The organism is Flavobacterium sp. PS2 (genome assembly GCF_046250155.1).
Taxonomy (GTDB): domain Bacteria; phylum Bacteroidota; class Bacteroidia; order Flavobacteriales; family Flavobacteriaceae; genus Flavobacterium.
This window is the reverse complement of record NZ_CP176426.1, coordinates 5,084,416-5,099,887: the sequence shown is the minus strand read 5'-3', so window position 1 is coordinate 5,099,887 and position 15,472 is coordinate 5,084,416. Positions and strand designations below refer to the sequence as shown.

Below are 15,472 nucleotides of genomic sequence, written 5' to 3'. Positions count from 1 at the left end.
GACCAAGCTTTGCGAACTTTGCGTAAAACTTTGCGTCCTTTGCGGTTAATTTTTTGTTTTTAATTTCTCTGCGGTAAAATCAACAAGTTATTATCCATTATTTTTACGGTATTCCAAAGGAGAAAAACCAGCAGAATTCTTAAAAAATTTTCCGAAAACAGATTGATTGGAAAAGTTCAGCATTTCACTTATCTGATTAATGGTTAGTGCTTTGTTTTGCAGTAATACTTTAGCTTCAAGCACTATAAAATCATCAATCCAATTGCTAGCTGTTTTCCCACTATTCTTTTTTATAACTTCAGATAAATATTTGCGTGTAACATTTAAACTATCAGCATAATATCCTACGGAACGTTCTCTTAAAAATTCTTTGGCAAGGATTTCTTTGAATTTTTCAAACAATGGATTTTGATCGTAGTTATCGGTAATAGTTTGTTTTATAGCATCAAGTTCGAATACTAATATATAGAGATAACTTCTTAAAATTGAAGATTGATTGTTGTTATCTCCGTTAAGTGTATCACTAATTAAATCAAATATTTTCCCAAATTTAATTTTAGCACCTTTCTCAAGGCTAAATACATGCATCTGACTATTATCGAAAAAATCATATTGATTCAGGAAGAAAACATTTGCCTGATTTTTAAGGAAGAATTGCGGTTTAAAAAAGATGATATCCATTAAAATTTCATCGCTGTTTTTGGTAAAACTTCTTATTACCGAAGGTCCTAATGTGATTATTGCTGGTGCGTGAATTACAATTTTTGTAAGCCTTGTTTGCATTATAATACTTCCTTTTTTAAGAAATTCTATCGCATAACTTTCTGCTCGATAAGGTTCGTCGATGTAAGGATGATCATTTATTTGTACATAAAAATAATCGTTTTTGTTTTCCTCAGTTGTAAACAAGCTTGTATGATGCTCAAGTGAGTATGTTATAATTTTGTTCATTAATGAGAAATTGGAAGCTAATTTATAGCCAAATATAATTAATGCTGGACGAATACTTAAATGTAGCCACAATAAAAAGAAAACAAAATTTATTATCTTTACTACTATGATGGAAATAGGTATAGATAGTTTTGCCTCTGCAATGTACGGGGACAATAATACGCTAAGTAGCGTAGATGCAATGGAGCAATTATTACAAAGAATTGAACTAGCTGATCAGGTAGGTCTTGACATATTTGGTATTGGCGAGCATCACAAAAAAGAATTCTTAGATTCTGCTACAGCAGTTATTTTGGCAGCAGCTGCAGCAAAAACAAGCAATATTCGGTTATCAAGTGCCGTGAGTGTTTTAAGTGCTGCTGATCCTGTGCGTGTATATCAAAGTTTTGCTACTCTGGATTTAATTTCCAAAGGACGTGCTGAAATTGTCGTTGGGCGTGGATCATCAATAGAAGCTTATCCCTTATTTGGGTTTAATCTTAATGATTATGACCAACTTTTTAAAGAGAAACTAGAACTTTTGCTGCAAATACGAGATAATGAATTTGTTACTTGGTCAGGAAAATTTCGTCCTGCTCTAAATAACCTTCCTGTTTATCCACGTGCATTACAAGAAAAATTACCTATTTGGCTAGGCGTTGGCGGAACTCCTGAATCTTTTGTGAGAGCAGGAACTCTGGGATTACCATTAATGGTTGCTGTTATTGGAGGTCAAACACATCGTTTTCGTCCGTTAATTGATTTATATAGAGAAGCTGGTAAAGCAGCAGGATTTACTGCCAAAGAATTAAAAGTAGGCTTGCATTCGCCAGGTTATGTAGGTAGTACGAATGAAAAAGCAATTGCCGATTATTATCCGGGTTATGCCGAACTTTGGACTAAACTAGGAAAAGAACGTGGCTGGCCACCTGTTACAAAAGCACAGTTTGATAGTCTTATCGACGAAAAAGGAGTTTTGGTTGTAGGGAATCCAGAACAAGTAGCTGAGAAGATTTTAAGACATAGTGAATCTCTTGGCGGTGTTTCAAGATTTACATTCCAAATGGATAATGCAGGACTTACACATTCCCAATTAATGAATGCTATAGAATTAATTGGAACAAAAGTTATCCCATTAATTAGAAAAGCAGAATAAATTTTATTTTGCGTCTTAATAAAATTAACACATAGAAAAATAGATTTTTTTAGTTACCAATAAAGCGTTTCACTTAGTTGAAACACACATAGTTAGCTATGTGAAAAAAATATGATTTTCTATAAGGTGCTTAGATATTCATTTTAAATCTATGTTTCTATCTATTAAAAATCATTTTGCGATATATATTGTGTTAGACACACTGCGGTGCGTCTCTACCTAGATACATTAAACAGGAAAGGTAGCCTAGTGACTACCTTTTTCTGTTTAGCAAATGTTTGGACTTTTACTCTCCGCTATTCATAAATGTCATTAAAAGTGTGTACGCATTCTTAGTCACAACTTTTGATGATGCATTTATTAAAGAAGATTTAATTTGGCGAAAGCCTTCATTAGTCGTTCCTGGTTCTACCGGAATCATTTTATAATTATTATTTCCTGTAGAAGAAAAAACAAAGAATTTGCCTTGCCATCTTACAACAGCATCTTCTGGAACGGTAAGTGCTTTTTCGTTTTCAAATTCTGCTTCAGCATTAATAAAAAGACCAGGAAGTAATGAGCTATCGTATTTATTTACTTTACAGATAACTTCGGCAGCACGATCTCCGTTAAGACTTTGATTTATATAAGCAATTTTAGCTGTATATTTCTTTGAAGGATTACTATTGGTAAAAGCTGTAACCGATTGTCCTACAGAAAGTAAGTGTACATCTTTCTCAAAAGCATTCATAACAAGAACGATATCACTGGTTTCCATTAATTCAAACAACATATCCGTTGGAGATATGTATTTCCCCACGTTTACATTAACCTTAGTTACCAGACCATTTATAGGTGAAACAATAGATACCGTTTTACTGATATTTGAGGCTGTAAGTGTTCTTACATTAATCCCTAATAAAGTTAGTTTCTGTGCCAATGATGCCATATTTATACGCTGGGTTTGCATTTCGGTAGCAGTTTGTTCGTATAATTTATCGCTACTTGCTTTCTTGGCATTAAGTTCTTTTTGTCTGTTATATTCGCTTTGCGATAATTGAAACTTTTCTTTTGCAGTAAGATAATCCTGTTGGAGTTGTATGTATTGCATATCTTCTACTACTGCTAATAATTGCCCTTTTTTAACATGCATTCCAGACATTAAACTTGTTTGTTTAATATATCCTCCTAACGGAATACTGATGCTTACAACACTTTTGGGCGGTACAGTAACTGTTCCCTGAAGCGTTAATATTTCTTTTACGTTTTTTTCTTGTGGGTTCCCTACAATCAATCCAGCATTTTTTACCTGATCGTTAGTTAATTGAATGCTGTTTTCTTGCTTATTGACTTCGGCATTATTTTGTTCTTCTTTTTTATCGCTTTTGCAGGATACTATAAGCAACATGCCTAAAATTGCGGTTATATATGTTCTCATTATATTATAAATTATTAATGGTTTGCAGATTAATTATGGCTTTATTATAGTCATTAATCCTGTCTAGATATTCACTTTTTATTGTAATTGCTTGGTTTACCACCAATACCCATTGTAGATAATCAATATCTCCATTTTCTAACTGACTATTGGCAGCATCAATTATTGTCGATGCATTTTTAAGCCCATCAATCTCATAATAATTAAGACTTTCTTTATACTTCTCTACCTCACTTATAGCATTCGAAATATCCGTTTTTACTTCAATTTTTGCTGCTTCTGCCATTGTTTTATACGTTTCGTATTCTGTTTTAGCAGCTTTATTTCGTGCTGATTGACTTGTATAAAACAACGGAATAGATAATCCCAGATTTACATAACTAAATCTATGGCTGCTATCATAATATACTTCTTGCCCAGCATCATTGGTTTGAGCACCTATTATACTCAAATTATTATATCCCAATGTAATATCTGGTAACATCTTAGCTTGTTCTGTTTTCCATTTCCATTTTGCAGTTTCGGCAATATGATTGGACAGTTTTATTTGTGGCAACTCTGCCGAATTTGATTTTTCGTTTAACGAAACATTAAATTCATTCTTGATATTAGTTGCTGTTGGAACATGAATTATACTATCCTGAAGAACAGCATTAAAAGATCGTATTGTTATATCTATATCTCTGTTTACCATTGTAAGCTGGTTGGTATAGAATTGTCTTGCCGATTGAGAAGCGCTTTTTTCAAGCACATTTGTTTCTCCGGCTCTATAACGCAAATCCGATTTCTGTTCCATTAACCTGTAAATAGAATCGGCATAAGCCAATAGTTCTTTTTTACTATTTAGCCAGATATAGGAATAAAAGAGATTCCTCACATTCGATTTTATTTGTTGTGCCGTTAACTGAGATTCAGCCTTGGCAGCATTATACCCTTCTTTTAAAGCCTTTTTCTGATTGCTATAAACGGTTGGGAAAGCAAATGTTTGGCTAATGCCGAAACGAGTGTCGTTAAGACCACTGTTAAACTGCCCATAATCTGCATCCAAAGCTGTTTTCGGGATATCAAAAGCCGATTTTTGGAGTTGTTCTTTTGATTTTTCGTTCAGTTGTGCCGATTTCACTCTTTTGTTATTCTGAATCGCAATAGACAATGATTCATCAAGAGATATCGGTCGTTGTTGTGCCTGAACCGAAGCTGTAATTAATAAAGCAACAAGTAATAATGTCAATTTATCGATTTTATGTTTCTTCATTTTTTTGGTAAATACTTTGGTATGATATGTCATTAAATAAATAGACGGAAGCACGAACAACGTAAGTAAAGTTGCCGTTATTAATCCTCCTATAACTACTGTCGCAAGTGGTCGTTGAACCTCTGCACCTGCACCATTACTTAAAGCCATTGGCAAGAAGCCTAACGATGCTACAGCGGCTGTCATTAATACGGGACGCAACCTGTTTTTTGTTCCTGTAATGATAATTTGGAACGGATCAGTGATTTCACCCAGCTTCTGTATTCGGTTAAACTCCGATATCAAAACAATTCCATTAAGTACGGCTACTCCAAATAATGCAATGAAACCAACACCGGCAGATATACTAAAAGGCATATCGCGCAATGCAAGTCCAAATACCCCACCAATTGCCGATAAAGGAATTGCTGTAAATATTATAATTCCTTCTTTTAGAGATCTAAACGCAAAATATAGCAATGCCAGAATCATAAATAATGCAGCTGGTACAGCAACTCCAAGACGAGATTTTGCTTGTTGTAAGTTTTCAAAAGTTCCTCCGTAAGTAATGTAATACCCTGGATCAAATTTTATCTGGGCATTTACCTTTTTCTGTAATTCTTCTACAATCGATTCTACATCCCGACCTCTAACATTAAAGCCAACAATGATTCTTCTTTTAGCGTCTTCTCGTTGTATTTGGTTTGGACCTTCAACTTCTTTTACCGATGCTACTTGGTAAAGCGGAATTTGCATTCCTGATGGTGTTGCGATTAATAGATTACGTACATCAGATATATCTTTTCGCCCGCTCGCTTCTACCCTAACAACCATATCAAATCGTTTTTCACCTTCATAAATACTACCAGCAACTGCACCTGCAAAAGCTGCATTTACGGTTTGGTTAATGTCAGAAACATAGATTCCGTATTTAGCCATTTCGGCCCAATCATAATCTATAACGATTTGTGGCATTCCTGTAACTTTCTCCACATATAGATCTGTCGCCCCTTCTACAGTTTTACCAATATTGCCTAATTTCTCGGCATATTCAGCAAGTTTATCAAGATCTTCTCCATAAATTTTACATACAACATCTTGTTTTGCACCAGTCATAAGTTCGTTAAAACGCATTTGAACAGGAAATTGAAAACCAGTCGTAACTCCGGGAGCAACTTGTTTTACTGTTTCGGTCATTTTATCTGCCAGTTCTGGGAAAGATGAAGCACTTGTCCACTCCGATTTATCTTTTAAAACAATAATCATATCCCCACCTTCTATAGGCATTGGATCCGTAGGAATTTCGGCACTACCAATTCTCGATACTACTTTTTCAACCTCGGGATAATTGCTTTTAAGAGCAGCCGAAATTTTCTGAATTGTTTCTGTAGTTGTCGATAGATTTGTTCCTAGTAGTAAACGTGTTTCTACGGCAAAATCTCCTTCTTCTAGTTGTGGTATAAACTCACCGCCCATTCGTGTAAACAAAAGCATGGCAATACCAAATAAAACAAATGCCGAGATAACAATAGATTTTCTTACTCGTAAAGCTTTAGTTAACCAGTTTTCGTAATATGATTCTAACCTTGCCATAATTCGGTCAGAAAGATTAGGTTTATGGTTTACTTTTTTACTTATAAATAAAGAACTAACCATTGGCACATAGGTAAGCGATAAGATAAATGCTCCTAAAATGGCAAAAGCAACGGTTTGTGCCATTGGTTTAAACATTTTACCTTCTATTCCTTCTAATGATAATATAGGAAGATATACTATAAGGATAATTATTTGTCCAAATACTGCTGCATTCATCATACGCCCTGCCGAACTAGCAACTTCTTTGTCCATTTCTGGTTGCGAGACACTATCGACATTTTTATACTTTTTAGTGCTGTGCATATGGTGTAATATGGCCTCGACTATAATTACAGCACCATCGACTATTAAACCAAAATCAAGAGCGCCAAGACTCATTAAATTTCCGCTTACGCCAAAGGTATTCATCATGATAATAGCAAATAACATTGCTAATGGTATCACCGATGCTACAATAAATCCTGCACGCAGATTACCTAAAAACAGCACCAATACCAAAACAACAATCAATGCGCCTTCAATAAGATTTTTTTGAACTGTACCAATAGCGTTATCAACCATTTTGGTACGGTCTAGAAAAGGTTCTATTTTTAAACCTTCTGGCAAAATCTTTTCAATTTCGGCAACACGTTTTTTTACATCTACAATAACATTATTTGCGTTTTCGCCTTTAAGCATCATAACAATTCCACCTACAGATTCTCCCAGATCATCTGTGGTTAAAGCTCCATAACGTATCGCCGAAGACATTTTTACATCGGCAATATCTTTTATAAGAATTGGTGTTCCTGCTTGGGTATTTTTTACAATAATATTCTGGATATCACTTATATTCTTGGTAAGACCAACGCTACGGATATATAGTACTGTTGGACCTTTCTCGATATAAGCTCCTCCTGTATTCTCATTATTACTACTTAAGGCTGTAAAAACCTCTTTAATAGTAAGACTTTGGGCTTTTAATCGTGCAGGGTTTACGGCAATTTCATATTGTTTTAATTTTCCTCCAAAAGTAGCTACATCGGCAATTCCGGGAGTTCCTAAAAGTTGTCTTCGAATTGTCCAATCTTGGATTGTTCGCAAATCCTCAAGAGAATACTTGGCTTCGTAACCTGGTTGTGGTTTTACAACATATTGGTATATTTCGCCCAATCCTGTTGTTGCAGGAGCCATTTCGGGTTTACTGGCATTTTTGTCTATTTCTACTTTTTGCAAACGTTCGGCAACCTGCTGACGCGCCCAATACACATCTGTATCATCATCAAAAACAATTGTTATTAACGAAAGTCCGAAACGCGAAATACTGCGGCTTTCTTTAAGCTGCGGAATATTACTTATCGCCTGTTCTATCGGGAATGTTATAAGACGCTCTACATCTTCGGCTCCTAAGGATGGAGCGGTTGTAATAATTTGTACCTGATTGTTTGTGATGTCTGGTACAGCATCTATTGGTAAACGACTAACTTCATACACGCCATAAATAATCCATAGCAATGTAAAGACGCCAATTACCAGTTTATTCTTAACTGAGAATTGTATTATCTTATTAAGCATAATTTGATTTAATTTTTAGATATAATAATGCTATAGCTGAGACATATAAATGTCTTAACTACAATAAAAAATTTGAAAAATTAAATTATGCTATAGGAGGTCTAAATACCGAAAATAAGGCAGGGTTAGAATACAGGTTGGATGTATAAGGAATAATAGCAGACTCTTTAAGTCCAGTATTAAAAGGTATATAAATGGTATGTTTATCTGTAGGTATAAATACAAGCTGTAATGAATAACCACTTATATTTTTAAAAGGAAGTTGCATATCGCGATCACCATCATTATCGTTTAGATCATCGCCCCAATAATGCATGGCCAAAAAATCAATAAAACTTACATTTCCTATTTGCTGATGTTCCTTAAAGTGCTCAAGTAATACAGGCAATTTATAAAATTGCTGAAAAAAGCCAATGTTAGACGCTATTAAGAAGATGAATATGTAAGGAATAACTTTTCGCACTTCACAAATTTACTTTTTATGGCAAAACAATCCCAATTTTAAATTGGGTCTAAGCCATTTTTATTGATTTAAAGAGAGAAGCAAAATGCAATTTATTTTATTTCATTAATACGAGCAAAACATTAAACTATTTTCAATTAATAAGCACTTTTCGTTTATTATAAATAAATATAAGATAAAACCTAACAACCTGTTAATAAGACAACTCTTAAGGCTAATTATTGCTGCATCAATAAAGTAGCTATATAAAAAAAACAGGTAAAAACACGTATTGCTACACTATCTCCTTTATATACTTTAGCTAGACAAACGTATTGATTGTCAGTTATTTATAATCATTCTACGTAAATAAAAATCAAAAAAATAATGTAATAGAAACCTAAATTATTAATTAACACCTAAATCCCCCAAACCAATCTTATGGAACCTATCCCCTATTCTAAACTTTTTTTAGAAGCTTCGGCATTACTTACTGGTTTTAGTAAAACAGAACTTAAGTCTACTGGAATGCAGGAAAGTTATTATAATACCATTCTTAAAAATATAAATAAAGAAGACGTTGATTACTTCTTTATCGATTTTAACAAACTACTCATCGATTCTAAACAGAATCCAAAAGTTATCGAACATGCACTGGCTACACAGTTTATGCCTACATCTTCTTATGGCAATCTAGCTCAAAGTATTATTGTTCTTTGGTATACAGGAAATTGGAACGGGAATGTAGTATCATCAGCTTCATACATACAAGGCTTAATGTGGGATGCGATACATGCACACCCGCCTGGAGCTAAACAACCTGGGTATGGTTCATGGTCAGATCTTCCTCTTTCAGTTAAACAATCAACTGCTAAAAAAGTTTCAAATGGAAAATAATAGTTATGATGTGGTAATTGTTGGATCTGGAATAGCTGGATCAATAGTGGCAAAATTGCTCACCAATGCAGGAAAAAAAGTATTGATGCTCGAAGCTGGATTAACAGCAGGTATAGCTATGGATCAGGAAGCTAATTACAAAAATTATCAAGACTATCTTACTACTTTTTATAATGCTTCCGCAAAAGTACCAAACTCACCTTATCCCGATGTAAAAGATGCACAATCTATAAATGTATTAGACTTACAGGTGATGCAAAAAAACAAGCCGTCTACTAATGGGTATTTAGTACAAATGGGACCATTACCTTTTGCAAGCGATTGTACCCGTGCTCCTGGTGGTACGACCTTACACTGGTTAGGTACAACACTCCGAATGTTACCTAATGATTTTAAAATGAAATCAAAATACGGTGTTGCTGTAGATTGGCCTATTAAATATGAAGATATGAACCGTTACTACGAAATGGCCGAAAATGAAATTGGTGTTTCTGGAGATGTAAAGGATCAAAACTATCCTATTGAGCAAAAAAGTATCTATAATAAGGATTACGTACTTCCTATGAAAGGTATCCCGATAAGTTATCTCGATAAAGTAATGACTGATGTAATAGACAAAAACAGTAAAATTATACTTAATGATAAAGCATACAAACTGTATTGCATTAGTACGCCACAAGGTCGGAATTCTATTCCTAATACAGATTATGATATTGATGGAGTAGCTTGGAATCCGGGTACAAAGAAACTGGATATAACCCGAAACAAATCAAAAGTAGATTATAATCCTGTGGGGTCAAACTGGGATCCTTATACTGGGCAACGTTGCGAAGGTAATGCAAGCTGCGTTCCTATTTGTCCTGTACAAGCTAAGTATAACGCATTAAAAACGCTTAGAAAGTGTGATATGGGAAATCTTTCCATCAAAACACAAGCTGTAGCTTCCCGATTATTAATAAACGAAACTTCTAACTGGATAAACGGTGTTGAATATAAAAAATATGTAAACGGTAACTCTAGTAAATACGAAACATTTACTGCCAAAGGAACAATATATGTAATGGCTGCTAGTGCTATAGAAAACGCCAAATTACTACTTGCTTCTGGTGCTGCCAATAGTAGTGATCAGGTAGGTCGTAACTTAATGGATCACATGACGGTATTACGATGGGGACTTGCCAAAGAACCTATTTATCCGTATCGTGGTCCGGGATCTACTACCAATATTCCAACATTTCGTGATGGAGAATTTCGTAAAGACCATGCCGCATGGATATTACCATTGGATAACTGGGGTTGGGCATGGCCTACATTTTCTCCGGGATCAGATGTAAGTGAGGCTGTTAGCGAAGGTGTATTTGGTAAAAAACTACGTGATAGAATCGAAGATCGCGTTACCCGACAATTCTTTACTCACTTTGAATGTGAACAAGCTCCCGACCCAAACAATCGTGTAACAATTGATCCGGTATACAAGGATAATATCGATAATTACAGACCCGTTATTCACTACAACGCAACGGAGTATATGCTAAAAGCTTTTGAAGCATCAGGAATTGTTTCTGAGCAATTGTTTGATCAATGTGGTATTAAAGATTTTACAGAGTACAAACCCGGAGAAGACCCTGATTATGTAACCTATAAAGGCAAAGGATACAGTTTTGCAGGTGCTGGACATATTGTAGGAACTCACCGCATGGGATTTACTAAGCAAGACTCAGTAGTAGATACAGATATGCGTACCTGGGATCATGAAAACCTTTTTCTTGTGGGCTGTGGCAATATGCCTACTCTAGGCACCTCCAACCCTACTCTAACAATGTCTGCCCTGACTTTTAAAGCCGCAGAAGCTATTCTTAAACAACTTGAACAATAATTAAATCATGGAAAATAATTTCTTTCAAAAAAATAATCCGAAGCGTCAGAAACTAATCAAGCCTCTCACTCATTTGGACACACCACAAGAAATCGCAAACTCGATTGCTCTGCAAGGTGACGCTTTGCAAATTAAAGATCTTCCTGTTCAGCTAAAAATGTCTCAGGATGATGTCATGAACTATATCAAGGATATAAAACATCTTCAGCGATGTCTTAGGACTGCGTTACAACTAGAACTTTCGACAATACCGCCTTATTTATGCGGTCTTTACACCATAAAAGAGGGTAGCAATGTCGAGGCTGCTGCGCTAATACGAAGCGTAGTTGTAGAGGAAATGTTGCACATGATATTAGTATCTAATATTCTTAATGCGATCACTGATCCTAAAAGTATAAAAAAAGGTGAAAAACTTTTTAATGTAAAAGATATCATCCCTACCTACCCTACCTTTTTGCCCGGAGATATTCGACCAGTTGTTCCCGAAGGAGCACCAGCGTTTAAAGTACACTTGCTTAAATTTTCTAAAGAAGCATTAGAAGAATTTTCTACAATCGAAAGACCATCGGATCCTAATGCACCAATTACAAAGAATTTTGATAGTATAGGGCAATTTTATGAAGCCATACGATATGGTTTAGAACGCCTGAACCGAGAATCGGAAGGCAAAATATTTAAAGGAGATCCTAAACGTCAGATAACTCCTGAGCATTATTATGGTAGTGGTGGTAAGATTACAAAAGTTACAAACTATCAAGAGGCTGAAGAAGCCATTGATGAAATCGTTGGTCAAGGTGAAGGTATAGACGGAACTATTGCTACAGATCATGTAATGTTTGGAGAAGATATTGAATATGCACATTACTTTAAGTTTCAGGAAATAAGTTATGGGCGTATGTATAGTGCCAATGACACTAATTTTCAGATGCCAGTAAGAAGCGTACCTACAGGCCGCCCGTTTACCGTAAGTTGGTCATCGGTTTATAATATGAAAGCAAATCCTAAAATGAAAGATTATAAGGATAATCCCGAACTATTACAAAAAGCCATCGATTTTAATAAAGTATACGTAACGCTGCTCAATAATATAAATGATGCTGTAAGCGGTCATCCCGATTTACTAATTAAAGGTATTGCGGTAATGTATGACCTTAAATATAAAGCACTGGAATTATTAAATATTCCACTAGCAAATGGAGAATGTGCAGGACCAACATTTGAATATGTAGAAGTATAATCTCTTTAAACTAACATTTTAATTCATCTATAAACTAAATACAAACCAATTATGTATTATCCCCTAATCGCAAAATGGACCATTTTACCCGGAAATGAAGTTAAAGCAACTGCAGCTTTAAAAAAACTTGCTCAGGATGTAAATGAAAAAGAACCCGAAACATTATTGTATATGGTACATATTCCTAATTTTAATGAAAAAAGTTTACCCACGCCTCCTGCTGGCGAAGTTGTATTCTGGGAAATCTACGAAAATCAAGATGCTTTTTTTAAACATGTAGAAGGACCAATATTTAAAGAATTTGTAAAGACATACGGCAACTTATTCTTAAATGATTTCAATGAACGAGTATTTATGATTACAGAAATCTTGACCCAGATTGAGGGATTTAGCCGAAAAGCTTTTTAAACTCATAATCTGCCAATGAGATTAATCCCTTTTGAGTATGCTGTAGAGGTGCCGTAAAGTCTGGAATTGTTGCAGGAATAGAAATGAACGTAAAAAAATCATTTAGCAAAAAACATTCAAATGTGCTGTACAGCCTATTGGCTGACATAATTAGATGATTCCTGACCTTTTTTTGTAAAAAAAATCACCCTATTAATTGAAAAAAACCTTCGTTTTTAGTGTAATTTTAAGCTAATATTATGTTTTAAAGTCCCTAAAACATTAGGATTGTGTGCTTTGAAAAAAAATAATGATTTTAACAGCAAATTATTTAGTACTTACGAACAAAATTTTACTTTTGCGCCTTAATTAAATAAAAGCATTATCATGAACGACTTATTCGCCAAAATCACGACAGAATTCGAAACATTCAAAAATGAATATGAGTCTTTAATGGACAAAGGTGTGAAAGCAGCTGGACCAAGAGCTCGTAAATCAACTTTAGAATTAGAGAAATTATTAAAAGAATTTAGAAAAGTTTCTGTAGAAGAATCTAAAAAATAAATTTATTCTCAAGTTAAAAAGCCCTCCTGAATTTGTTTCTGGAGGGCTTTCTTTTTTTACTACAACACTGAAATTATATTCTATTAATATTTAACTATTTAGTGATGGAAAGTGAGGCAGAACTTCCTCTGCCAGTTCATCAATAATTTCAGGTATTGGTCGTTTACTGAACTGAATACCTAATGCTGCATGATTTACACCAACTTCTTGCCATTCTGATAATAAATCGATAAGTCCTAATCTCCCTGTTTTTAGTACAAATCCTCCTCTTAGTGGTGTTCTGGGGAAATATGGATCTTCATCCAACTCAATCCATTCGTTGGTCATATGTGGTTTGAATTGCTGGTTCGGAATAAGTTCTCTCCAAGCATTTATTTTTTCGCCCAAGCGAATCGTATCATTTTTGTGAGCTGTAGCTCCTGGATATGTAATCCAGCCATCGCTATTATTTGCTATCCATTCTAATGATTGCTGACTTGATCCAGTAACAAGAGCCGGAATGGATTTTGCCACAGGTTTAGGAAGCAGATCTACACCATTTAGATAAGTTAATTCAGAATTTATTTTAGGGAATGATTCTTGGCTTATTTGACGGAATTCTTGTAATATTTGCCTAAAACGTTCCCCACGTTTTTCAAAAGGCAGTCTGAATGCAGGAAATTCGGCAGCACGATCACCAGAACCAACTCCGAGGATTAATCTGTTATTTGATAATTGATCCAAAGATGCAGTAATTTTAGCTAAAGCGATTGGGTGCCAAAAAGGCAATACGATACTTCCTGTACCTAAAGCTACATTTTTGGTTTGTCCCGCAAGGTATGAGAGATAGGTAAATGCATCATATACCTGACCAGCATCGCCAAAACTAGGATCAAACAATGGGATATCTCGTACCCAGATAGCACCAAAATTCTTTTCGTCAATTTGTTTGATATAGCTAGTGTGATTATTAAAGATTGTAAGATCTCCAGCATAAAGATCTAGTGGCAAAAAAAGACCTATTGTTAATTTGTTTGGAGCATAAATGCGGTTGAATGCTTTGTGATTTTCGAAAGTTCTTATTGAATTTTCCATATTAATGTAATTTTAATGTTTGTGAGCTTTGCAATATTATTTTCAATATTTTCATATTATTAGATATCTAGAATTATAGATATTATGTAGTTTAAAAAAAAGAACTTATAAGTTCTTTCCTCTGTTATTTTAAATCAACATCTTAAATATTCTTTTTGTTATTATAAAAACAAAAATTATAAGGCTTGTTTAATGTAATCTCCTAATTCCTGGATTTTTTCTTCATTACGTTTGTAATAAGTCCATTGCCCTTCTCTCACTGATTTTAGTAAGCCGGCACTAACCATTGACGATAGATATGATGAGGTTGTAGATTGAGAAATACCTGCTTTTTTTTGTATAACGCTCATACATACCCCATAATCCTTTACCTCTGGTTCTATATCCTCAATTGCAAAATGGGCATGGGGATCCTTTAACCATGATAAAATGAGTATACGATGCTCATTAGACAACATTTTAAACAATTCAATCATATCTAGATATCTGTAATTATCGATACAAAGGAACAAATAAATACTTTTACTATCAAAAAAATTAACGTAAAATCTATATTCTATTTTATTCCTGTAACAATTTAGACTCCGTTTTATCTGTTTTGCTAACTTTTTATTAGTCATTAAATCAAAGCGAGATTTATAATATTATAAACCAAAAGCCCTCAAAAATTAAATTCTGGAGGACTTTCTTTTTTACTACAAGTAACTATGTTTATTCTATTTTAAATCAGCACGCTATCGATTCAGAATTTACATTTTTTTCTGATAATTTTGATTGATCTTCTGTAATTGCATGAAGTGCTTTTTCTTTTAAAAATTCAATTCCCTGATCGCGCGAAATTCTATCATCGTACATTTTACTCATTCCGATAATTTTTCCGTTAAAGGCCTTTAAGTTGAAATAAACCTTATTATCAGAAATTGTTTTTTTGTAAAACTTTGTGCTGTCTTGTGAATTTGTTTTTACAGATTCAATTCCTTTCTCGCACATAAATTTTCTTGTGTATCCGCTGCTTCTTAAAAGTATCTCTCCTTCTTTATTTATAAATTCAAACTGAAACTCATCATTTGTATTTTTTGTAATTACAAATTTCTCCATTTTTAAAACT

General features: G+C 34.3%; 13 protein-coding genes. 6 read left to right on the top strand and 7 right to left on the bottom strand.

Going from position 1 to position 15,472, the window contains the following annotated elements:
- Positions 1-90 precede the first annotated feature (90 nt).
- Positions 91-951, bottom strand: coding sequence for a helix-turn-helix domain-containing protein (locus ACJ6WR_RS22010; RefSeq protein WP_039114686.1), 861 nt, complete (start codon positions 949-951; stop codon positions 91-93).
- Between the two features lie 109 nt (positions 952-1,060).
- Here ACJ6WR_RS22010 and ACJ6WR_RS22005 point away from each other — a divergent pair, with 109 nt between their 5' ends.
- Positions 1,061-2,086 carry an LLM class flavin-dependent oxidoreductase gene (locus tag ACJ6WR_RS22005; RefSeq protein WP_039114739.1) on the top strand — a complete coding sequence of 342 codons (1,026 nt, stop codon included), beginning with the start codon at positions 1,061-1,063 and terminating at the stop codon, positions 2,084-2,086.
- A 286-nt stretch (positions 2,087-2,372) separates the two neighbouring features.
- On the opposite strand, the gene ACJ6WR_RS22000 is transcribed toward ACJ6WR_RS22005, so the two are convergent.
- The 3 genes from ACJ6WR_RS22000 to ACJ6WR_RS21990 all read right to left on the bottom strand — a co-directional run bounded on the left by ACJ6WR_RS22000 (position 2,373) and on the right by ACJ6WR_RS21990 (position 8,350).
- Positions 2,373-3,503: an efflux RND transporter periplasmic adaptor subunit gene (locus ACJ6WR_RS22000; protein ID WP_039114688.1), complete on the bottom strand. Its 1,131-nt coding sequence runs from the start codon at positions 3,501-3,503 to the stop codon at positions 2,373-2,375.
- Between the two features lie 4 nt (positions 3,504-3,507).
- Positions 3,508-7,887, bottom strand: a complete 4,380-nt coding sequence (locus tag ACJ6WR_RS21995; protein WP_409416506.1) for a CusA/CzcA family heavy metal efflux RND transporter — start codon at positions 7,885-7,887, stop codon at positions 3,508-3,510.
- A gap of 85 nt (positions 7,888-7,972) precedes the next feature.
- Positions 7,973-8,350: a hypothetical protein gene (locus ACJ6WR_RS21990; protein WP_052259501.1), complete on the bottom strand. Its 378-nt coding sequence runs from the start codon at positions 8,348-8,350 to the stop codon at positions 7,973-7,975.
- 420 nt (positions 8,351-8,770) lie between these two features.
- On the opposite strand from ACJ6WR_RS21990, the gene ACJ6WR_RS21985 reads away from it, so the two are divergent.
- The 5 genes from ACJ6WR_RS21985 to ACJ6WR_RS21965 all read left to right on the top strand — a co-directional run bounded on the left by ACJ6WR_RS21985 (position 8,771) and on the right by ACJ6WR_RS21965 (position 13,290).
- On the top strand, positions 8,771-9,226 hold the full coding sequence (locus ACJ6WR_RS21985; protein ID WP_039114692.1) for a hypothetical protein: 456 nt from the start codon (positions 8,771-8,773) through the stop codon (positions 9,224-9,226).
- Entirely contained in the window at positions 9,216-11,102 is a 1,887-nt protein-coding gene (locus tag ACJ6WR_RS21980) for a GMC family oxidoreductase (RefSeq protein ID WP_086894788.1), read from the top strand. The genes ACJ6WR_RS21985 and ACJ6WR_RS21980 overlap by 11 nt, the downstream gene beginning before the upstream one ends.
- A 7-nt stretch (positions 11,103-11,109) precedes the next feature.
- A complete protein-coding gene (locus tag ACJ6WR_RS21975) occupies positions 11,110-12,339 on the top strand; it encodes a ferritin-like domain-containing protein (protein ID WP_409416505.1) in 1,230 nt (409 codons plus the stop codon).
- Between the two features lie 51 nt (positions 12,340-12,390).
- Positions 12,391-12,747, top strand: coding sequence for a putative quinol monooxygenase (locus ACJ6WR_RS21970; RefSeq protein WP_409416504.1), 357 nt, complete (start codon positions 12,391-12,393; stop codon positions 12,745-12,747).
- Between the two features lie 366 nt (positions 12,748-13,113).
- On the top strand, positions 13,114-13,290 hold the full coding sequence (locus ACJ6WR_RS21965; RefSeq protein WP_035625350.1) for a histone H1: 177 nt from the start codon (positions 13,114-13,116) through the stop codon (positions 13,288-13,290).
- A gap of 90 nt (positions 13,291-13,380) precedes the next feature.
- Here ACJ6WR_RS21965 and ACJ6WR_RS21960 read toward each other — a convergent pair whose 3' ends face one another.
- The 3 genes from ACJ6WR_RS21960 to ACJ6WR_RS21950 form a co-directional block, all read right to left on the bottom strand.
- A complete protein-coding gene (locus tag ACJ6WR_RS21960; RefSeq protein ID WP_409416503.1) occupies positions 13,381-14,364 on the bottom strand; it encodes an LLM class oxidoreductase in 984 nt (327 codons plus the stop codon).
- Positions 14,365-14,540: 176 nt separating this feature from the next.
- On the bottom strand, positions 14,541-14,876 hold the full coding sequence (locus ACJ6WR_RS21955) for a transcriptional regulator (protein WP_323490354.1): 336 nt from the start codon (positions 14,874-14,876) through the stop codon (positions 14,541-14,543).
- A gap of 214 nt (positions 14,877-15,090) precedes the next feature.
- Positions 15,091-15,462, bottom strand: a complete 372-nt coding sequence (locus ACJ6WR_RS21950) for a YegP family protein (RefSeq protein ID WP_409416502.1) — start codon at positions 15,460-15,462, stop codon at positions 15,091-15,093.
- Positions 15,463-15,472 lie beyond the last annotated feature (10 nt).

Bases quoted from the DNA above. Each gene is read 5' to 3' on its own strand.
- ACJ6WR_RS22010 (WP_039114686.1), bottom strand. From the start codon at position 951: ATGAACAAAATTATAACATACTCACTTGAGCATCATACAAGCTTGTTT.
- ACJ6WR_RS22005 (WP_039114739.1), top strand. From the start codon at position 1,061: ATGGAAATAGGTATAGATAGTTTTGCCTCTGCAATGTACGGGGACAAT.
- ACJ6WR_RS22000 (WP_039114688.1), bottom strand. From the start codon at position 3,503: ATGAGAACATATATAACCGCAATTTTAGGCATGTTGCTTATAGTATCC.
- ACJ6WR_RS21995 (WP_409416506.1), bottom strand. From the start codon at position 7,887: ATGCTTAATAAGATAATACAATTCTCAGTTAAGAATAAACTGGTAATT.
- ACJ6WR_RS21985 (WP_039114692.1), top strand. From the start codon at position 8,771: ATGGAACCTATCCCCTATTCTAAACTTTTTTTAGAAGCTTCGGCATTA.
- ACJ6WR_RS21980 (WP_086894788.1), top strand. From the start codon at position 9,216: ATGGAAAATAATAGTTATGATGTGGTAATTGTTGGATCTGGAATAGCT.
- ACJ6WR_RS21975 (WP_409416505.1), top strand. From the start codon at position 11,110: ATGGAAAATAATTTCTTTCAAAAAAATAATCCGAAGCGTCAGAAACTA.
- ACJ6WR_RS21970 (WP_409416504.1), top strand. From the start codon at position 12,391: ATGTATTATCCCCTAATCGCAAAATGGACCATTTTACCCGGAAATGAA.
- ACJ6WR_RS21965 (WP_035625350.1), top strand. From the start codon at position 13,114: ATGAACGACTTATTCGCCAAAATCACGACAGAATTCGAAACATTCAAA.
- ACJ6WR_RS21960 (WP_409416503.1), bottom strand. From the start codon at position 14,364: ATGGAAAATTCAATAAGAACTTTCGAAAATCACAAAGCATTCAACCGC.
- ACJ6WR_RS21950 (WP_409416502.1), bottom strand. From the start codon at position 15,462: ATGGAGAAATTTGTAATTACAAAAAATACAAATGATGAGTTTCAGTTT.